Origin of the sequence: Comamonas brasiliensis, from assembly GCF_018292285.1 — a bacterium.
GTDB classification, from domain to species: Bacteria; Pseudomonadota; Gammaproteobacteria; order Burkholderiales; family Burkholderiaceae_C; genus Comamonas; species Comamonas brasiliensis.
This window is the reverse complement of the sequence record NZ_JAANES010000001.1, coordinates 1,264,300-1,282,994: the sequence shown is the minus strand read 5'-3', so window position 1 is coordinate 1,282,994 and position 18,695 is coordinate 1,264,300. Positions and strand designations below refer to the sequence as shown.

Annotated in this window: 15 protein-coding genes and 1 pseudogene; 12 read left to right on the top strand and 4 right to left on the bottom strand. The window is 58.9% G+C overall.

Going from position 1 to position 18,695, the window contains the following annotated elements:
- Positions 1–69 precede the first annotated feature (69 nt).
- Positions 70–1,164 carry a porin gene (locus tag DJFAAGMI_RS05725; protein ID WP_211456276.1) on the bottom strand — a complete coding sequence of 365 codons (1,095 nt, stop codon included), beginning with the start codon at positions 1,162–1,164 and terminating at the stop codon, positions 70–72.
- Between the two features lie 892 nt (positions 1,165–2,056).
- On the opposite strand from DJFAAGMI_RS05725, the gene DJFAAGMI_RS05720 reads away from it, so the two are divergent.
- From DJFAAGMI_RS05720 to DJFAAGMI_RS05665, 12 genes and pseudogenes are all read left to right on the top strand, one after another.
- Positions 2,057–3,142 (top strand): sensor histidine kinase, encoded by a 1,086-nt coding sequence (locus tag DJFAAGMI_RS05720; RefSeq protein ID WP_249333835.1) that lies wholly within the window; start codon positions 2,057–2,059, stop codon positions 3,140–3,142.
- Positions 3,127–4,479, top strand: coding sequence for a sigma-54-dependent transcriptional regulator (locus DJFAAGMI_RS05715; RefSeq protein ID WP_211456274.1), 1,353 nt, complete (start codon positions 3,127–3,129; stop codon positions 4,477–4,479). Before DJFAAGMI_RS05720 ends, DJFAAGMI_RS05715 begins: the two co-directional genes overlap by 16 nt.
- A 166-nt stretch (positions 4,480–4,645) precedes the next feature.
- Entirely contained in the window at positions 4,646–5,320 is a 675-nt protein-coding gene (locus DJFAAGMI_RS05710) for a hypothetical protein (protein ID WP_211456273.1), read from the top strand.
- An 85-nt stretch (positions 5,321–5,405) separates the two neighbouring features.
- The gene (locus tag DJFAAGMI_RS05705) at positions 5,406–5,753 is read left to right on the top strand and encodes a DMT family protein (RefSeq protein ID WP_211456272.1); all 348 of its coding nucleotides are present in this window, start codon (positions 5,406–5,408) and stop codon (positions 5,751–5,753) included.
- 10 nt (positions 5,754–5,763) lie between these two features.
- On the top strand, positions 5,764–6,999 hold the full coding sequence (locus DJFAAGMI_RS05700) for an MFS transporter (protein ID WP_211456271.1): 1,236 nt from the start codon (positions 5,764–5,766) through the stop codon (positions 6,997–6,999).
- A 305-nt stretch (positions 7,000–7,304) separates the two neighbouring features.
- Positions 7,305–8,267, top strand: coding sequence for a chromate resistance protein ChrB domain-containing protein (locus DJFAAGMI_RS05695; RefSeq protein ID WP_211456749.1), 963 nt, complete (start codon positions 7,305–7,307; stop codon positions 8,265–8,267).
- A gap of 24 nt (positions 8,268–8,291) precedes the next feature.
- Positions 8,292–9,494 carry a chromate transporter gene (locus DJFAAGMI_RS05690; RefSeq protein ID WP_211456270.1) on the top strand — a complete coding sequence of 401 codons (1,203 nt, stop codon included), beginning with the start codon at positions 8,292–8,294 and terminating at the stop codon, positions 9,492–9,494.
- Between the two features lie 41 nt (positions 9,495–9,535).
- Positions 9,536–9,994 carry a chromate resistance protein ChrB domain-containing protein gene (locus DJFAAGMI_RS05685; RefSeq protein ID WP_211456269.1) on the top strand — a complete coding sequence of 153 codons (459 nt, stop codon included), beginning with the start codon at positions 9,536–9,538 and terminating at the stop codon, positions 9,992–9,994.
- A gap of 741 nt (positions 9,995–10,735) precedes the next feature.
- Positions 10,736–11,171 (top strand): annotated as a pseudogene (locus tag DJFAAGMI_RS24995) (GGDEF domain-containing protein).
- Between the two features lie 658 nt (positions 11,172–11,829).
- The gene (locus tag DJFAAGMI_RS05675) at positions 11,830–12,087 is read left to right on the top strand and encodes a hypothetical protein (RefSeq protein ID WP_211456268.1); all 258 of its coding nucleotides are present in this window, start codon (positions 11,830–11,832) and stop codon (positions 12,085–12,087) included.
- Positions 12,088–12,541: 454 nt separating this feature from the next.
- Complete coding sequence (locus DJFAAGMI_RS05670) at positions 12,542–12,859, top strand: DUF4224 domain-containing protein (RefSeq protein ID WP_249333834.1); 318 nt, start codon at positions 12,542–12,544, stop codon at positions 12,857–12,859.
- Positions 12,795–13,886: a tyrosine-type recombinase/integrase gene (locus tag DJFAAGMI_RS05665; protein WP_249333832.1), complete on the top strand. Its 1,092-nt coding sequence runs from the start codon at positions 12,795–12,797 to the stop codon at positions 13,884–13,886. Before DJFAAGMI_RS05670 ends, DJFAAGMI_RS05665 begins: the two co-directional genes overlap by 65 nt.
- A gap of 222 nt (positions 13,887–14,108) precedes the next feature.
- Here the strand turns inward: DJFAAGMI_RS05665 and DJFAAGMI_RS05660 are convergent, their stop codons facing one another.
- From DJFAAGMI_RS05660 to DJFAAGMI_RS05650, 3 genes are all read right to left on the bottom strand, one after another.
- Positions 14,109–14,618, bottom strand: coding sequence for a hypothetical protein (locus tag DJFAAGMI_RS05660; RefSeq protein WP_249333830.1), 510 nt, complete (start codon positions 14,616–14,618; stop codon positions 14,109–14,111).
- Positions 14,619–14,866: 248 nt separating this feature from the next.
- Positions 14,867–16,057: a PepSY-associated TM helix domain-containing protein gene (locus DJFAAGMI_RS05655; RefSeq protein ID WP_211456267.1), complete on the bottom strand. Its 1,191-nt coding sequence runs from the start codon at positions 16,055–16,057 to the stop codon at positions 14,867–14,869.
- An 11-nt stretch (positions 16,058–16,068) separates the two neighbouring features.
- The gene (locus tag DJFAAGMI_RS05650; protein ID WP_211456266.1) at positions 16,069–18,612 is read right to left on the bottom strand and encodes a TonB-dependent siderophore receptor; all 2,544 of its coding nucleotides are present in this window, start codon (positions 18,610–18,612) and stop codon (positions 16,069–16,071) included.
- Positions 18,613–18,695 lie beyond the last annotated feature (83 nt).

The window sequence follows — 18,695 nt, the reverse complement described above, 5'->3', positions numbered from 1 at the left end:
AGCTCTCAATCGTAGAAAAGCGAGTGGAGCCCGCACGCAGCCCTCACCCGCTCTATTGGTGCGCTGATTTCAGAATGTATGTCGCACGCCTGCTCCAAAGCCCGTCTGGTTGACGCCAGGCATAGGTGTTCCTCCAGCCTGAGCGCCACTGGCCCCAAAAGCTGCGTTGCCGCTGTTCTTCATATAGCCCAGCGAGGCATAAACTGCAGTGCGCTTAGACAGGTTGTAAGTGCCACGCAGCACCATCAGTTGTCCCTTGTCCGCGTTGTCCTTGTACTTGAGCTGGTTGTACTGAGCGTCTACCGTCCATGGACCCATGGGGTAGGTCACTCCGACAAACCACAAGTCATTGCGTGGCGAGGCGACATATCCGTCGTTTTTGCGACGCATATAGCCTGCACCGATCTTGGCGCCGCCAAGTTTCACGTAGCCATTGAGCATGGTGCGTTTGTCAACCTTGTCGCTGCTCGTCAACCCAGCGAAAGCACCGGGGCCGCCGCGCAGTTCGTCATGGGCGAATGCTGCCCCCCATGCCGCTGTGTCGTACTTGAGCATGGCTGACCACTCGCGGCAGGTCTTGGAGTCTGTGCTGCTTTCACCTGCGCAGTTGGTGCCGCCCGGGCTGGGGCCTGCATTGACGGCATCGCGCCCAAAGCTATAGGTCGCGCCAACGGTCAGGCCGGAAAACGTGCCTTTGTAGGAGATCGCATTGTCAGCACGCGCATTGGGAAAATAGCTATCCAGGTTTCCCATACTGTGAAGGCTAGGCCCGATTACATCGGCATCAAGCACGGACCAGAACAGCATGGTGTACTGGCGGCCCAATCCCAGCGAGCCCCAGGGCCCGTTAAGGCTGACGAACGATTGGCGCCCAAAGCCGCGTCCGCCCTGATTGAGTGCGCCGCTGTCAGTACCGACACCCATCTCCAGCGTGAAGGATGCGCTCAAGCCGCCCCCCAGATCCTCGCGGCCGCGAAAGCCCAGGCGGGAGGGAACGCTTCCGGTGAGATTAGGCATGCGTGTGAGGTTGGACCTATTCGCTCCCACGTTGTTCATGGTTTCGACGGCTGTGTCCATGATCCCGTATATCTGGACAGATGATTGAGCGTGCGCGAGCCCTCCCAGGCTCATCAACACAATGGCACTAGCTATTTTTTTAATCAACTTTGTCTCCCTTGTTTGAATATTTGAATTTCCAAAAGTCTCTGTTTTTTCAGTTTTTGCTGCCGCCCTCCCCTTCGTTAGCGCGTCGGATACACATGAACAGTTGGACTAGAACCAGCCATAGGTATCCCACTGCGCAGCTGCAAGAACCTCGCTATCAGGACAAGCCTGCTTAAGGCTCAGCCCTTTGGCCTCTAGTTGGATATTTTTTATAATCAATTGCCGGTGAATTTTGTTTATTTTTTATAAGCAATTCAAGAGAAAAATCAGCATTGGGGTCGGTGCTTTCCCTTCCGGTAAAACGCTAGGTGTAGCTGTCAGCTGCGGAAAAAACAGAAGGATTACTGCAGGCCGACCACAGCCGAAGACAGAAGACTGCTCGTCGACCGTTGCAGTTGGAATGCCCCTTAAGTAGGTGGAAAAAGCCCATCTGTCTTGGACTCTCCTTAGACAGTCACATGCCCGTTCTGTCTTTGTTTGGGTGAGCGTTTTCTTGGTGACTGCAACCTCACACACAAGCGTCTCAAGATCAGCTGGATGCGCCCAGATATGATTCGGAGACATGCTGAAGGCGGCTTCAAGCCCATACTTCATGCCCTTCTCAAGCCTCACACCCATGGAGTCCGCCCTGTCGCTCCCCGCCCCCGTCCGACGTGACTTGCTGATCCTCTGGCTGTGCATTGCAGTAGTCGCCCTCTTGCTCGGTTGGCTACTGCTCATATTAAGCAGACAAAGTGCAGGCCCTCAGATCGCGCATGCACAGCGCCTGACCTCGACGAGTTGCAGGGCTCTACAGACAGGCACGCAGCGCCTGCCTGCCGAGCACTCGCACACCCTTGCTCCGGCAATCGCCCAGGCGGTACTCGATCTCGCACTGCGGGATCAGCCAGGTATGGAGGGGGGATTCTGGCGAGCCGATGCCGGAGTCGTCGCATACGCCTTTCCAACCTATGACGGCACAGGAATCAAGCGCGATCCGCCCAGTGCCGAGCTCGAGCGTATTGCATCCACGGCACAGCGTGCCCAGGACGCTGGCGGCCTGGTGACCGATGTACGCCCCGGCCTGCGCGAAGCCGTCGCATTCGCCGCCTGCCCAGTAGCTCTGGACGACAAGCGCCTGGTCGCGTGGACGTTGATGCGCGTGCCGATCATGGCTGCAGAGACCGTCAATACGCTGATTCTTGCGGTCAGCCTGCTGCTGGCACTGGTCGTGGTATCGGGGGCTTGGTTGGGCTGGATGATTTCGCGATGGCAGCGCCAGTCTGCAGACCTTAGAAAGCAACTGGCTCAGTCCGAACGTCTGGCCACTCTGGGCCGGGTTTCGGCAGGACTGGCCCATGAGATCCGCAATCCTCTGGGCACCATGCGCATGAAGGCGGAGAACGCATTGGCTGCTCCCACAGAACTGCGCAGTATGCGCGCCGAGAGTGCACTGCAAGTCGTGCTATCACAAACGGAACGCCTCGAAGCCTTGGTCTCCAGCCTGCTGGCCTTGACCCAGCCACTTCGCGTGGAGCGCCAGGAGGTTGATCTGCGTGAATGGCTTCAGCAGCGATGCAATGCCCACGCCGATGCCGCCTTACAGCAAGGCAAACAGCTTGTCGTGGCGCTGTCGCCCGAGCTGCTTGCCAGTGCACAGGGACTTGCTTTTTTTGATCCCTCACAGATGTCACGGGTCTATGACAACTTGCTGCTCAACGCGCTGGCACATACCGGGCCTCATGGCTCGATCGAGCTTGGAGCGAGCCGCACGCCTGCAGGCGATTTGCTGCTCTGGGTGGCCGACGACGGCAGCGGCATCCCGCCCTCCCTGCGCGACACGCTGTTTGAACCGTTTGCCACGACTCGCGCCGGCGGCACGGGCCTTGGACTGGCGCTGGTGCGCGAGATCGTGCAGGGACACGGTGGGCAGGTCGCATTGGCGGCCGCACTCAAAGGAACTCGTATAGAGATGGAGCTGCCATGGCCCGCATCCTGATTGTTGATGATGATGTCGCGTTTCGTGGCAGTCTTGCTGAAATGCTCGAGGATCTGGGCCATTGCGTGCTGGAGGCCGAAACCACCGATGGCGGTCTGCATAGGCTGCGCACAGAAGCGGCAGATGCAGTGATCGTTGACCTACGCATGCCCGGTGAGGACGGCCTGTCGTTTCTGCGCAGAGCAGCCGGTATCTCGCGCGTGCCCTGCATCATGCTCACCGCCTATGCCAGTGGTGGCAACACCATAGAGGCCATGCGTCTGGGCGCATTCGATCACCTGACCAAGCCTGTTGGACGTGCCAGCCTGGTTGAAACGCTGGAGCGTGCCTTGCGAGACAGGGCGCCCGTCTCCCCACAGGCCCAGGGGACGGCAGAATCCGCCGATGCCGATGTGCACGCCGACGGCAGTGAGCTTATCAGCAGCAGTGAGGCAATGCGTCAGGTCTTCAAACGCATAGGGCTTGCCGCCGACAGCGATGCCACTGTCCTGATTCTTGGCGAAACAGGAACCGGCAAGGAGCTGGTGGCTCGAGCCCTGCATCGCAATAGTGCCAGAGCCAGTAGACCTTTTGTGGCCGTGAACTGCGCGGCAATTCCGGCTGAGCTGATGGAAAGCGAGCTGTTTGGCCATGTCAAAGGCGCATTCACGGGCGCCGTCAATGAACGCATGGGACGCTTTCGCGAAGCGGATGGCGGCACCTTGTTTCTCGACGAGATCGGTGACATGCCGCTGTCCACCCAGGCCAAGATCCTGCGGGTACTGCAAGAGCGCGAGGTGACGCCGGTCGGCAGCAACCGGGTGCACTCCGTGAACGTGCGTGTAGTTGCGGCCACCCACCAGGATCTGCCCACGGCCGTCAAGCAAGGGCGGTTTCGTGAAGACCTCTGGTATCGCCTGCAGGTGGTACCTCTGTGGCTTCCTCCGCTGCGCGAGCGGCTCGGCGACGTGGTGCTGCTTGCCGAGCACTTCTTACGACTGCAGGGCGGCGACTCGCCCAAGCGCCTGAGCGCTGCAGCGGCAAGATTGTTGCTGGCCCATCCATGGCCGGGCAATGTGCGCGAATTGCGCAACGCCATGGAGAGAGCGGGGCTGCTTAGCCATGGCCCCGTGATTGAGGTCGAGCATATCGGCTTGCAAATACCCGCCGCGCCCGTCACTCCTGGGCTGGACATAGACTGGAACGGCCCTCTGGACCAGGCGGTGGCGCGCGTCGAACGAGAAATGATCAGCCGATCCCTCGCTGCGACTACGGGCAACCGTGCAGAAGCCGCCAGACGACTGGGACTGTCGCGCCAGCAGCTGTATCGCAAGTTGACCGAACACGGTCTGGACTAGTCCACGACAAGGCAAGCAGTGTCCGTTTTTGTGACACCACGCGTCACCGCAGCGGACAACTCGGGTCTGTCGCAAATCACAAGCCCTTGATTCGATTGGGGATCTTCGCAGGCACGGTCATTGCGTCTTCTTGGAAGTGTTTTTCACTCAACCCAGGAGACTATTGATGTCCAAGTCCTTTACCGCCCTGTCTGCCGTGCTGGCTTTCGGCCTGTGCAACCTCAGCGTGCAAGCCCAGCCCCATGACCCTGCTCCGCAACACCCTCCCATGCCTACCCGCCCGGCTCCTGCAGGGCAGTACGTCGTGGAAGGCCAGGTGCAGAGGATGCTCATCAATCCCTATGGCGAAGTCGACGGGCTGCGCCTGAAGGACGGCAGCATCGTCAAGTTCCCGCCGCACATGGCCGAGGCGCTGCTGGCTGCCGTCAAGGTCGGGGATGCTGTGCGCGTCATTGGTAAGGCGCAAACCCGAGGCACGGCGCAAGCCGAAGCCATCATACAGACAGCCAGTGGACGGACAGTCTATGAGCAGCCCCCTGCTGTAGGCGAAGGACGGGCCTTACCCCCACATCTGCGCGCTCAACGTCTGCAGACTCAACAGGTCGAGGGTCGCGTAGACGCCGTGCTCACGGGTCCGCGCGGTGAGGCAAATGGCGTCATCCTCAGCGACGGCAGCATTGTTCGCTTCCCTCCCGAGAGCCTGCGTATTTCCGTTCAACCTGGGGCCGCTTTCGCTGCGTCGGGGATGGGTACTCGCAATGAGTTCGGAACCTCGCTGGAAGCCATAAGCATGGGCACCACATTGGCAGCCCTGCAACCGCTTTACGACCGCGCCCAGTAAACAGCGGCTGCGAAATCTGGCGGGCTGGTGCGACACCCTGTTGCACCAGCCTTGACTGCACTGTTTGCTCCCACGGAACACTCCCATGTCTCCAAAAATACTGCCCGTCATCCTGCTCTTTATTTCCAACGCGTTCATGACCGTGGCTTGGTACGGCCATCTCAAATTTGGAGATCGCCCTTTGTATCTGGTGATTCTCGTGAGCTGGATGATCGCCTTGGCTGAATATTGCTTTGCCGTGCCAGCAAACCGCATTGGCCACACCCTGTACAGCGCTGCCGAACTCAAGACGATGCAGGAGGTCATCACCCTGGTGGTCTTCGCAGTTTTCTCCGTCGTCTATCTGGGGGAGAAGCTGACGCTCAACCACCTGCTGGGTTTCGGCTTCATCTGCCTGGGTGCTTTCTTCGTCTTCAAAGGCCCTTTGCACTAAGAGAAGGCAGATGGAAAAGCCTCACCTAACACCAGTCCCTGCTGCCTCGCGCCGCCCGCTGTCCGGTCTTAACTTTTTCCTCGCTGATGTGCGCGATGGCCTGGGCCCGTTTCTGGGTGTACTTCTGCTTGGGCAAGGATGGCGTGCCGACGACATCGGCTATGTCATGACGGCCGGCGGCATCGCTGGCATGTTGGCGACCGCACCCATGGGAGCATGGGTGGATGCCTCGCGCCACAAGCGCCTGTTGCTCACCCTGGGCATACTGGCGCTCACTCTGGCCAGCTTGGCGCTATGGAACTCGCCGTCATTTAGCGTCGTGCTTGTTTCCCAGTTGGTGACCGGGGTGGTCGGAGCCTTGCTGGGAGCCTGTGTCATGGGCATCACCTTGGGCCTCGTAGATCCAAGGCATTTGTCTAAACAGCTGGGTAGCAACGAAGCCTGGAACCACGCCGGCAATATGGTGGCAGCGACCCTGGCCGGCATTGCCGGCTATCGCTGGGGCATTTCGGCGGTGCTGGTTCTGATGACGCTGATGGCCTGTGCATCCCTGCTATGCCTGCGCAACATTCGTCCTCAAGATATTGATAACGAGCGAGCACGAGGCCTTGATCCGAAATCTGCTTTAGGTGGAACCCAATGCGCCCCGACTTCCACGCTTCAGGCCTTGGCACATTCTCGTGAACTCGGCCTGCTTGCTGCAACCATGCTGCTGTTTCACCTAGGCAATGCAGCCATGCTGCCGTTGTTTGCGCAGTCTATGGTCACACGCGCAGCAGTAGAGCCCAGCGCATTTACAGCCTCGACCGTAATCGTTGCACAACTGGTCATGATCCCCATGGCTCTATGGGCAGGAAAATTTGCAAACCACCATGGATATCGCCCCCTGATTATGGCGGCGCTGGTGGTGCTCCCTGTACGAGGAATTGTGGCCGGTTTCTGGGAATCTCCGTGGGCAGTGATCCCTGTGCAGTTTCTCGATGGCATTGGAGCAGGCCTACTCGGTGTCGCCTTGCCCGGCCTGGTCTCAAGTATCTTGCGAGGTACGGGACACATTAATGCAGGCCTTGGCGCGGTGATGACAATCCAAGGGGTTGGTGCCGCCCTAAGTCCCGCCTTCGCTGGTGTTATCGCTCAGTATTTCGGCTACAGCACTGCTTTTGTCTCGCTTGGTATCGTCGCTACGGCCGCCGTGATCACCTACCGCATAGGGAGCCGTTGGACTGCCACACAGCAGGCGGCATAAAAGTGGCGCTCACGCCCTGCTGACCAAGGACTGAGTCGCCCCGGGGTTTGAACTCACCCTTGAGGTTTTCCTGAATCCTGGGGCAGTTCAAACTTCATTTTCGCTCCACACCACAGACCTGCCGCTGGACTCGTTTGCATCGGGCTCCAAGTAAGTGCATATCAGCATCTCTAAGATTGCACGGAGGACCTCGCCGCTGTCAAAGTTTGCTTGTACAGCGGTTCATTTCTTGAAGCCTGTAGCATCTTATCTGTAGAGATCACTACAGCATTGCAGTAGTCATGACAGGATCCTATGCTTCCGCCATGACTCTCACTTCGGACTCCTGGCTGGCTTTGATCGTCAGCCTCCCAGCCTCTAGCGCGACGCCACGCATGCGGATCTGGCGTGCCGTCAAAGCGTTGGGCTGTGCAGCCCTGCGCGATGGCGCCTACCTGTTGCCCTCAAAGGCGGAGCAAGCCTCGCAACTGCAAGCCTTGGCAGACGAGGCCTTGCAGGAAGGGGGACAGGCCTGGCTGCTCCATGTTCGAGCCCAAGATATGGCCGAGAAAGCCATCTACCAGGGGCTGTTTGACCGCACAGAAGACTACAGCCAATGGTTGCAAGACCTGGCCGAAGTGCGCAAGACGCTGTCCAGCCTCGGATCGGCTGAACTCAACCGTGTGCAGCGTCGGCAAGCACGCGCCTATGACGCCATTCGCAAGATCGATTTCTTTCCCGGTGAGACCTCGATACGCGCTGAAGCCCAATGGCGGGACTTCAGCAATGCTATCTATGCCATACGCTCACCTGGCGAGCCGCAGGCGACGACCGGCCGCATTCCCCGGCGCGACCGCATGCAGTACCAGGGACGTCTCTGGGCCACGCGCCGTCATCTCTGGGTAGACCGCGTCGCCAGCGCCTGGCTGATCCAACGCTTCATCGATCCGCATGCGCGCTTCCAATGGCTGGATACCCCCGCCAACTGCCCACCCGACGCCCTGGGCTTCGACTTCGACGGCGCGACCTTTTCCCACGTTGGCGACCGGGTGACCTTCGAGGTCCTGTTGGCGAGCTTTGGTCTGGACGGCGACCGGGGCCTGGCGCAGCTTGGCTCAATGGTGCACGCGCTCGATGTGGGAGGTACATCAACGGCTGAGGCAGCGGGCTTCGAGGCCGTGCTGGCCGGTGCCCGTAGGCGCTGGCCCGACGACGACTCACTCTTTGCAGACATTGGCGGTGTGCTGGACTCGCTGCACGCGCATTTCTCCAGTCCACGCAAGCCGTAATCCTTCAGCATTTCAGAGACGAATATGAACGACCTGAATACACCGGCAGTGAGCGACTCCAGCCCTGCAGGTACCCCTGGCTACACACTCTGGCAGCTCGTGCGCTACATGCTGGCCCTGGGCACCTGGGGCTTTGGAGGCCCCGTGGCCCTGGCTGGCTATATGTACCGCGACCTGGTGGAAAAGCGGCATTGGATTACCGATGCCGATTACAAGGAAGGCTTGGCCCTCGCTCAGTTGATGCCAGGACCGCTGGCCGCACAGTTGGCGATCTATCTGGGCTATGTCCACTACCGCTTCCTTGGGGCCTCTCTAGTGGGGATTGCCTTTGTGCTGCCGTCCTTCTTCATGGTCGTGGCGCTTGGCGCTGCCTATGTGGCTTACGGCGGCATCGGCTGGATGCAATCGGTGTTCTACGGCGTGGGCGCTGCGGTGATCGGCATCATCGCCATGAGCGCCTACAAGCTCACGAGCAAGAGCATCGGTAAGGACAAGCTGCTGTGGCCTATCTTTCTGGTGAGTGCAGCTGTCACCGTGATCACCAAGTCCGAAGAGGTCTGGCTGTTCCTCGGTGCGGGTGTATTAGTCTGGTTCTTGCGTGCACCACCTGCATGGCTGACGCGTAGAAGCGGCCTCAACAGCGTTGCCGCACCTTTGCTCGGGATGTTCGCAACCAGCACTATCGACTGGACCAAGCTTAAGCAGATCGGCCTGTACTTTGCCTATGCTGGTAGCTTCGTTTTCGGAAGTGGCTTGGCCATTGTTCCCTTCCTCTACGGTGGCGTCGTCAAGGAATACGGCTGGCTGAGCGATCAGCAGTTCGTGGATGCAGTGGCGGTGGCCATGATCACGCCGGGTCCGGTGGTGATCACTACCGGTTTCATCGGCTACCTGGTCACGGGCTTCTGGGGGGCCGTAGCGGCTGCCGCAGCGACCTTTGTCCCCTGCTACCTGTTCACGGTGATCCCTGCCCCGTACTTCAAAAAATACGGCAAGCGCCCAGATGTCATCGCCTTCGTCGATGGTGTTACGGCCGCAGCCATCGGCTCCATCGCAGGTGCGGTGGTCGTCATTGGACAGCGCTCCATTTCCGACTGGATCACTGCTGCGCTGGCCATCGCAACCGCAGCCATCTTGTGGCGCTTCAAGAAGCTCCCTGAGCCTGTGATTGTGTTTGCGGCAGCGCTCATTGGCCTAGTTGTGCATCCATTCGTCGCACACGGTTAAGAGCCTATCAAGCATTACGCCAAAAGCAAAGGAGTAGCACCATGCAATGGATCACCCGAGAACGCCCGAAGATCGATCGCATCGCCTGTCCCTGGCTGATTGCGCGCTTCATCGACAAAGAACCCGAGTTCCTATATGTGCCAGCCAGTGAGGTGTTGAGCACAGCCAATGCTATCGGCGCCATACCCTACGATATCCCAAATGTCGAACTGAGCCATGTGGGCGAGCTGTGTAGCTTCGATGCCTTTCTGGCGAAGTACGGTCTGGATGACCCAGCGCTACGCCAGTTGGCCGCCATCGTGCGCGGGGCCGATACATCGAGGCTGGATCTGACGCAGCAATCCGCAGGGCTCTACGCGCTGTCGCTGGGCTTGTCGCACAACTTTGGCGACGACCACGAGATGCTCAAGCATGGGCTCGTGATGTACGACGCGCTCTATGCATGGTGCCGCTCTTGCCAGGCAGAGACGCACAAGTGGCCTCCCTTGATGATTGCCTGATCACCCTAGATATAAAACACCCCGAATGCTTCCTTTCGCCCTACACATCAGGTCAGTACCTGGGCCACCCAGCTCGCGACCGCCGTATGTGTCGGGTCGTGAGCCTGGCTTGGGGCAATCATGATCATCGCGTCGTGGATCGCGGCCTAGTTCTGGTCGAAGCCTCAAATACGGCCATTACTGGAAGCTATGGGGCGTTTGCTCGTCGACGCGAACTACCGCTGGCGGGAAACTCAGCCCTTTAGCGTTGACGCACAGAATCTGGTGTCAGGGAACGACCGCTTACGTCGGCAGCAGACATTGGGCCTAGAGGCGCGAACGACAACAACGGGTCGAGTGCTGGCTGACGCGAACGGCCGCTAACGGATACCTCAGGTTTGTGGCGCTGCCCATCAAGTCGGCTGTTCGGCGACAGACCGCTAACAGCTTAGACCTGCCGTTCAGGGTTTCCTACCGGTCGACAGCTTCTGGCCGTTAGCCGCCAATGACCCAGGACTGGTCGCGGCTCCAAAGCGGACATAGTTGGGGGTCTCAAAGCTTAGCGAAGAGGCGTCAGCTCAATTTGAGCGGCGCCCATCGCAACGAGATCCTTCATTTCGTGAACCGCACGTATCTCGCACTCCTCCAGCATGCTGGGGATCGCCGAGGCTTTAATATGGGTTTGCGCTTCTGCCCAATACCCGGCGGGCGATCTTTTCAGGATTATGCGCAAAAGCTTTTGCCGACAAGAGGCTCTACCCAATGGCAGTGATCGTCGGGGACATAGACCATTTCAAACGAGTCAACGATACATGGGGGCACGAACGAGGCGGCCACAACGATGAAAAACAATGTTCGTGGAGGCGATCTGGTAGCCCGTTTCGGTGGCGAAGAGTTTTTAATGCTCTTGTCCGATATTTCTTTAGAGACAGCGGAGCGAATTGCCCAGCGAATACAGCGAGATCTTGCCAAGAAAAATACCGTGCTTCCTGACGGAGCAACATTGACCATTAGCTTTGGGATTGCGCCAGTTAACAATCCATCTCAGCTTGAACAAGCCGCAGATCGGCTTCTGTACCAAGCCAAGAAAGCCGGGCATGATAAGGTGCACGTTGCGGGCGTTGTCTATACCCAGCGAATAGTATCGGCTGCCAGTAGAACTCGCATATCGATACCTGCACTGCCAACACCAAACTAAAGCTGCTGCGCACTTGTGACATCGAATGATGAGTCGGCTCTAGCGGTCAGACCCGACGCGATCGAGCTGCAAGAACGCCACCCTGCAAGGTGGCGTATGCACGGTCAATTCAAGGCGAGATTGGTGGGTGATGTCTCGCGCGCTTGTTCACTTAGCCTTACTGACAAGCTTAAGCTTTTTGACAGGAGCTTCACTTAGCATGAATCCCAGTCGCCGATCCATCGAGCCGATAAGGTCCTCGGTGAGCTCGGCAGTCCGGATGTCCTCGCCAATATTTCCTTCGCAGATCTTTAGCGCGTCGTTTGCCCCCATCAGATACGCGATCTTGAGACTGCGCCTCTGCTCTTCAGTTATCCCTTCCCATTCAGCAGCGGAAAGGGAGTCCGCTCGGTACCCCATTGCTGTCCTCCTGTAAAAGTTGACGAAAGAACAGCTTAGACCGAAATAGTTCCCATCCCGACAGTTAAAAAGTGTCAATAAGTGAATTTGATAGGTTAAGTTAGTGCTCATGAGCGACATAAGCTGAGTCCTATCAAGCATTCCTGGCGTTCACATCCTGTAACGAGGTAAACCGCCAGCATCGGGGATTTCTCATTAGGTGGAGAGTGCGCCAGATATGGATGTTCGTAAGCTGTGACATCTTCATGAATGAGCAGACATGGCGAGCAACGCTTCACAATCCGCGCAGACATATCGCTGCGAGCGGCTGCCAACCAACCTTCACGCTGATTGGAAAATCATCGTTGACAGGGTTCGCGCAGCCTATGACAAGAAACCGGAATCGGCCATACAGCTGGAAAACGCTCGTCAGCACGGGTTCGGCTTTGTTCGCGCACTCGCGGCAGCTGGACTTATCACTGTGGCAGGCAAGGCAGACCTGATGGAGCTATTGCTATACCCCAGATCGTCCTGCTGAATAGAAGGATCCCCAGTCTGTAGACTGGCTCGCTGCTTAGCCGCTCCTCTAGTGAGCAGCAGCTCACCAAGGGGCGAACATTGCGAAAACAGCTACACAAAGCAGCAAGGCCAGCACAATCAATATGCCCTTCCGAGGAAAGAGCGATGGCTTGCCAGGCAATGGTGTGTGCTTCTTAGAGCTTTCTTGATCATTCATGGGGTCAAGTTACTCTAAACTTCCCAATCGAACAGTAAGATAGGCCCCTGCAAGCCTGTCCCAAGTGAGCTACATCCAAAAATGCAGCGAAGCAGAATTGGCAAATGGTCAAGAACGAGGAACGCTTACCAGCTTCACCACTGCGATAACACACCCCCTCATGGACGGAGGGACGGTGACGGTATCGGGTCTGGGACGTTCAACGTCAGCGCCTACTGTGCATGATGGCAGCCCCCATGGAAGGAGCGCAGCAGGGATGAGCAAGCGAGCCCTCGACAGATGGCGCGAACCTATCAACCACCCCAAGCCCCGCCTAGTGCGGGGCTTTTTTATGGACTTAATGTTCATGAGCACGTTCTTAACTCCAGATGAAGTCAGGGAACTAACTGGAATTGCACGCGGCAAGGTGGGCAAGACCCGTGAAATGCTTCAGGCAGCAGCCCTGCGCGCCATGAAGATTCCGTTTTACCTCAACGCTGTGGGCCGGCCTATCGTGACCCGTCATTCCATTGAAGGCCAAGCCATTCAAGAGGACAGCGCCCCCACTTGGGAGCCTGCGTTTAGCCCTGGTTAAAGCAATGCCCAACTTTCGAGCTCGCAAACAGAAGTCCGGCAAAACCTACTACTACTTCGACACCGGCGCCAAGCCTCGCAAGGAGATCCCGCTTGGCAACGATTACAGGGGCGCCGTGCAGAAATGGCTTGAGCTTTCGGCCATGTCAGCCCGCCCCGTTTCTGAAAATTTCGCAGAGCTGGCGGACAAATATGAGGCAGAGGTCATCCCACTCAAAGTCAAGTCCACGCAGGCCACCCAATCGGGTGATCTGAAGAAGCTGCGCACCTTCTTCTGCAACCCAACACCTGCGCCATTGAATGCCATCAAGCCCAAGCACATCTATCTGCTGCTGCAATGGGCGAAAGACACCCCTACCACTGCCAACCGGCTTAAGCGCGTGTTCTCACACATGTTCAATATGGCCAGGGCATGGGGCTGGACGGAAAAAGAGAACCCTTGCACCGGCATCGAAGGCCACTCTCTCGGCAAACGCGAGGTCTACATCTCCGATCAGGTCTATCGCCTAGTCTACGAGCATGGCAACGTAGCCCTGAAGGATGCCATGGACTTGGCCTATCTGACTGGCCAGCGCCCTGGCGATACTCGCTCCCTGACCGAGCACGACATCATTGATGGGTACCTCGTAATCAAGCAGAGCAAGACCGCCGCACCACTTCGATTAAACCTCGAAGGCGAGCTCAAGACCCTGCTCGACCGCATCGAGGCACGCAAGAAGTCGCACACAACCTGGTGCGCAAATCTGCTGGTCAGCCAATACGGCAGGGTCATGTCCAAAGAGATGCTGCGCAAGGCTTTTGATACCGCGCGATCGGCAGCTGCAGAAGAGGCAGACCGGTCAAGCAATGCAGCGCTGGCCGCGCAGAGCCGCGCCTTCTCGTTCAACGACCTGCGCGCCAAGACCGCAGACGATGTGGCCGACATGCGTGGTGAACTAGCCGCGTCCCAGCAGTTGGGACACATGTCCGTGCAGACGACCAAGCGCCACTATCTTCGACGAGGTGCGAAGGTGCAGGCGACCAGGTAGAGGGGCTCTTGCTTCGCATCGCGGGCGTGTTGAACGCTCGTGCCGGTCGTCCATGGCCGGCGCCCAGGATGCCTTCGGCCCGCCGCAGGCACACCTGCGGCGAATGCGCTGCAGCGCTCAACGATCCACGCCAAAAGCCGAACCTCTTACGAAAGTCGGGAGTAGCGGATGAGCGGCACAATACTCGGTTGCCATGCAGCCCAGCGCGGCTGCCGGCCACCGTTATCCAAAGTGGGAGAAGATGATCCACCCACGTTTAGGGATCAGGAGCAAGCCAGATTCATGTCCCGTTGCATAAAAAGAGCCTGGCTCTCTCATAGCCTCAGCAATGTCGCGCTGAATGTGGGAAGGGATATCCGAACACCCTTCGTTCATGCCGGTGAGCCAGCCGTTGCGAACGATTTCGGCCTGAGGCTCAACGTACGGTGTTTCCTTCCAGTCACCGTATTCACGGGCTTGATGCCGCTTCGCCTGTCTGGCCGTCCTTATGGCATCGAGCCCTTCCGTGCGAATTCGCTGCAGTGATGAGGCATCGATCTTGTAGATCGCGGCGCCACACGCTTCTCTCACACCACCACTGTCCTCCACAAACACTGACCCTTCCACCTCGATCGCTTCGGGCAGATAGCCTTCGTACCAGTAGCTGCTACAGCGCGCACAGCCTCGCGTCGCAAGGAGGAACGCTGCCAGGGCAGCAAGTGCCATCCCACTGAGTTTCAAGGTACGGTTCATATCAGGCTAGACCAACCATTTACACACTCCCACCGGCATTCTCCGTTCAGCTCACTGAGACCGTCAGGCACTCGATACAAACACATTCGCACTTGTACAGTCAGGCGACGCTTGCGGGTGTTTGCTTTGGACAGTGATTAGACCTCTTCGTTGGCTGGTATCGGCCAAAAGCTGCCGTCCGGCGCGTGGCCGCGCATGGTAGGTCTGGGCTGCAAATGTCATGCCTATTCTTTCATCGACAATTCTCACTAACGCAGTTTGCTCGTGGCACGGGCGCGACGCTTGCGAGCCCAGATCACCAGTCCCGTGACGCTCAGCACGGCGACGAATACGCCCATGAACGACATCAGCACGCGCCCGGGCATTCCCAGAATTCGTCCGGAGTGCAGTGGCAGCTGAGCCTGCATGAAAACATCGCCCGCAGAACCTTGTCCCGGCACTTTGTCTCCTATGACTGCACCCGTATTTCCATCCAGGTAGAGAATCGCATTGCCCATGCCATCATCATCCCGGTCATCCTGCGGTGTGAAGAACGCAACGCCATAAATTCCAAAGCGCTGGGCATAGAAGATGGATCCGGCAGGCAGGTCCCAGCCACGGCGGCGGCCTTCGGCCTCAGCAAGCGCGATGGCCTGCTCTCGGCTCAGCAGCGGCTCTGCAGCCTCCCGCTCACGGCTGCCATGGCGGGACTCGAATGGCGAGGGCGTGAGTGGCGAAAACATCGAGACCAGGGGCCGCATCACCTGAGTCCCGAGATTCAGCGACACCGATGTCACGGCCAGCATCAAGAGCAGCCCCCAAACCCAAACGCCGCCGGAACGGTGAAGATCGAAGTTGAGCTTGGCGCCGCCCTGACGCAACCGGAAGCTAAGCGACTTGCGCCAAGTCCGCGCAGTGGGAAATGAGATCCACAAAGCCAGAAAACAGTCGAGGATCCACACTGCCGACACGACTCCCATGAGCCATACCCCGAAGTCGATGCCCCAGCCTTTGGGAATGTGCATGGTGTAGTGCAGCTTGTATAGAAAGGGCAAGAGGTTCTCGCGCGACAGCGATATGCGCCCCCACTGGCGTTGTCCCTGGGCCCGGCCAGTCGCCGGATCCATTGCCAACTGGTTGAAGCCCAGGCTGTATGGTGTTCCGGTGGCTGGGTCGATGCGCGCCGCCACCCCCAGCACCGCGGTATGACCTGGCTCAAGCGTCAGCGGCACAAAACTGACACGCAGACGCTGATCCTCAGCCTCGGCTAGGCGAGCCAGCTCCAGCGGCTCAAGCGCGGAATCCGTGACCCCGGACGCAGCCAGAAACAGCTGGGGATTGGCCCACTCGTCAAGTTCATGGTCCCAGGCGATCACTGCGCCAGTCAGACCTGCGATGAACAGAAAAACGGCGATAAACAGGCCGCACCATCGGTGCATCACGACTAGCGCTCCACGCATGCTCTCGCGCCTCAAAATTGGTACCGCGCCGCCAGCATTGCATTGCGCGGCTCGCCATAGACGTTGCTGGGGAAGCTCGCAGTGCCGGACAGCGCGTTGTAGTACCGCTTGTCGAAGATGTTATTAATATTCAGTCGCAGGTCCAGCTTTGGCGTGGCCTGCCAGCCGATCACCAGATCGGCAACGGCGTAGGCGTTCTGGCTGATGTTGAAGGGCACGCCGCTGGTCGTGCCCTTGTTGTAGATAGGGCCCTGGCGGTAGACGGATCCACCGATGCGCCAGCCCTGCAAGTCGCCGGGCAGACGGTACATGGTGGACAGCTTGAACAAGTGTCGTGGCGTGTCAGTATCGAATAATGCGCCCACATTGCTGGCCGTGGCGTCCTTGCGATAGCGCGCAATGGCCACGGTGTAGCCGGCTCCCAACTGCCAGTTCGGCGTGATCGCTCCTTGCACTTCGAATTCCACGCCCTGACTGCGGACCTCGCCTGCGGCCGAATAGCAGGTCACCGTGGGGTAGTCCGCGCACTGGGTCTGATCGGTGCTGCGGAATGCCCGGTTTTTCTGGTCCATGCGGAACACGGCAGCCGACGCGTTCAATGCTCCGTCGAAGTATTCACCCTTGATGCCGATTTCGAAGTTCCGGCCTACCACCGGATCCAGCAGCCTGTTGCTTGCATCACGGTAGTTCTGAGGCTTGAAGATGTCGGTATAGCTCGCGTAAAGGGCGTGCTGTTCGCTCAGGTCGTAGACCACGCCAGCGTACTTGGTCAAATGATGGCTGACGCTGTAGTGGTTATGGGCACTGACGGAAGCGGTGTTGGCGCTGAAGCCGGGATAGGTGTTGACGGTGTCGCTGTAGTCAAACCAGTCCATACGCCCGCCCAGTATGAGCTTCAGTCGGTCGGCAAGATTCAGACGGGTGGTTGCATACACGCTTTGCTGAGTGATCTTTGCGTCCATCCAATCTCGCAAGGCGATGTTGGGGTTGGCTACTGCACCAGGGTTGAAGTTGTAGAGATCAAGGCTGCCGTTGAGTACCAGGCCCTGGCGACTGTTTCCGTCGAAGTCAATGTTGCGGTAGCTGGCTCCCAGTACCAACTCGTGCTTTCGGCCCAGTAGCGTGAAGGGCCCGTTGGCATAGAGGTTGACGCTGCTTTGCTTTTCCTGGTGTGCGTTGCGGGCCCCCAGTTGGCTGTAATTGCCAGTGGCAAGGTTCTGGCTGATGTAGTGCCCCTGCATGTCGACATCGGCCTGAGCGTAATAGGCCGAAAGATGCATGCGCCAGTCATTGCCGAAACGACGGTCCAGTCCCAGAAAAGCGGAGTTGGTGGTCTTGCTCCAGTGCTCCCAGTCATTGGCGTAAGACGTGGACCGCGGCAGCCCCAGGTCACTGCCATCACGGGCCACGGGAAGACCGGTGAAACCATTGCCTTGCAGTCGATTCCTCTGATGCAACGCGCTGAGTGTCAGAGTGGTGGCGGCGCCCAGATCCTTCTCCAGGATTCCGTAGAGCGTCTGGCCTTTGCTGCTTTCGCCGCGCTTGTAGCTTCCATGGTCCTGCGTGGCGATTACCGTGCGTCCGCGCAAGCTGCCATCCTCGGACAGCGGCCCGGAGGCGTCGAGCTCCGCCCGGTAGCGATTCCAGCTGCCAGCACTCAAGCCAGCAGAGATTTGCGGCACTTTGGTCGGGCGCTTGCGAACCAAGTTGATGGCGGCTGAGGGATTGCCTGCACCTTGCGTCAGACCCGTGGATCCGCGCACGATCTCCACCCGGTCGTAGATGGCCATATCGCTAGCCAGCAGGTCCTGCGAGAGGTTGGAGCTGTCCAGGCTCACCGGCAGGCCATCGTACATGATGTTGTCCACGTACATGCCGCGCGAAAAGAAGGAGGCTCGTTCCGGCCCGAAGCGCCGGAAAGTCAGGCCGGGCGCAGTCTGCACCACATCATTGACCGTCGCCAGGCCTTGGTCCTGTATGCGCTCATGCGTGATGACGGTGACGGCCTGTGGCGTATCCCGTATGGACAGGTTGAGCCGGGTGGCCGTGCTCATGCTGCCCGTGGTGTAGGAGTGAGAGCCCTCAGTGGTGGCGTCGGCGACCGCAGAGCCGGTCACCGTGACCTGGGGCAAGGTGTTGGCTGTTGGCGATTCTGCAGCCGATGCGGGCGCGGTGGCAGTGCTGCCAGGTCGAAGCACAAAGGCGCCGTTGTTCAGCTGCACGGCCTGGAGGCCGGTCCCTGCCAGCAACCGGTCCAAGGCACTAGCTACGGTGTAGCGGCCGTTCACGCCGGCCGTGTGCCGGCCTTCGCTTTGCTCGGCGGTAAAGCTCAGCAGGATGTTGGCCGTGCTTGCAAGTTGGCGCAGCGCCGGGGCCAGAGGCCCCGCCGGTATCTGGAAGTCTGCGCTGGCCGCACTGGCTGCCTGCGAGCCGGCCTGTGCTTTCGCTGGAGACGGCGCCCCGACACCAAGGCCCAGGGCCAGTGTCAGGATGGCTAGTGCGATCGGAGACGGATGTAGGCCCTCGGCATGGCGCTGGCGTTGCAAATTCGGCATATTGTTCCTCTTGATTGGATTTCCGGAAATTCCGGTCCCTCATGAGGTAAGTGCCGCGACAGTGCCAAACGGGCAGTCCAGAC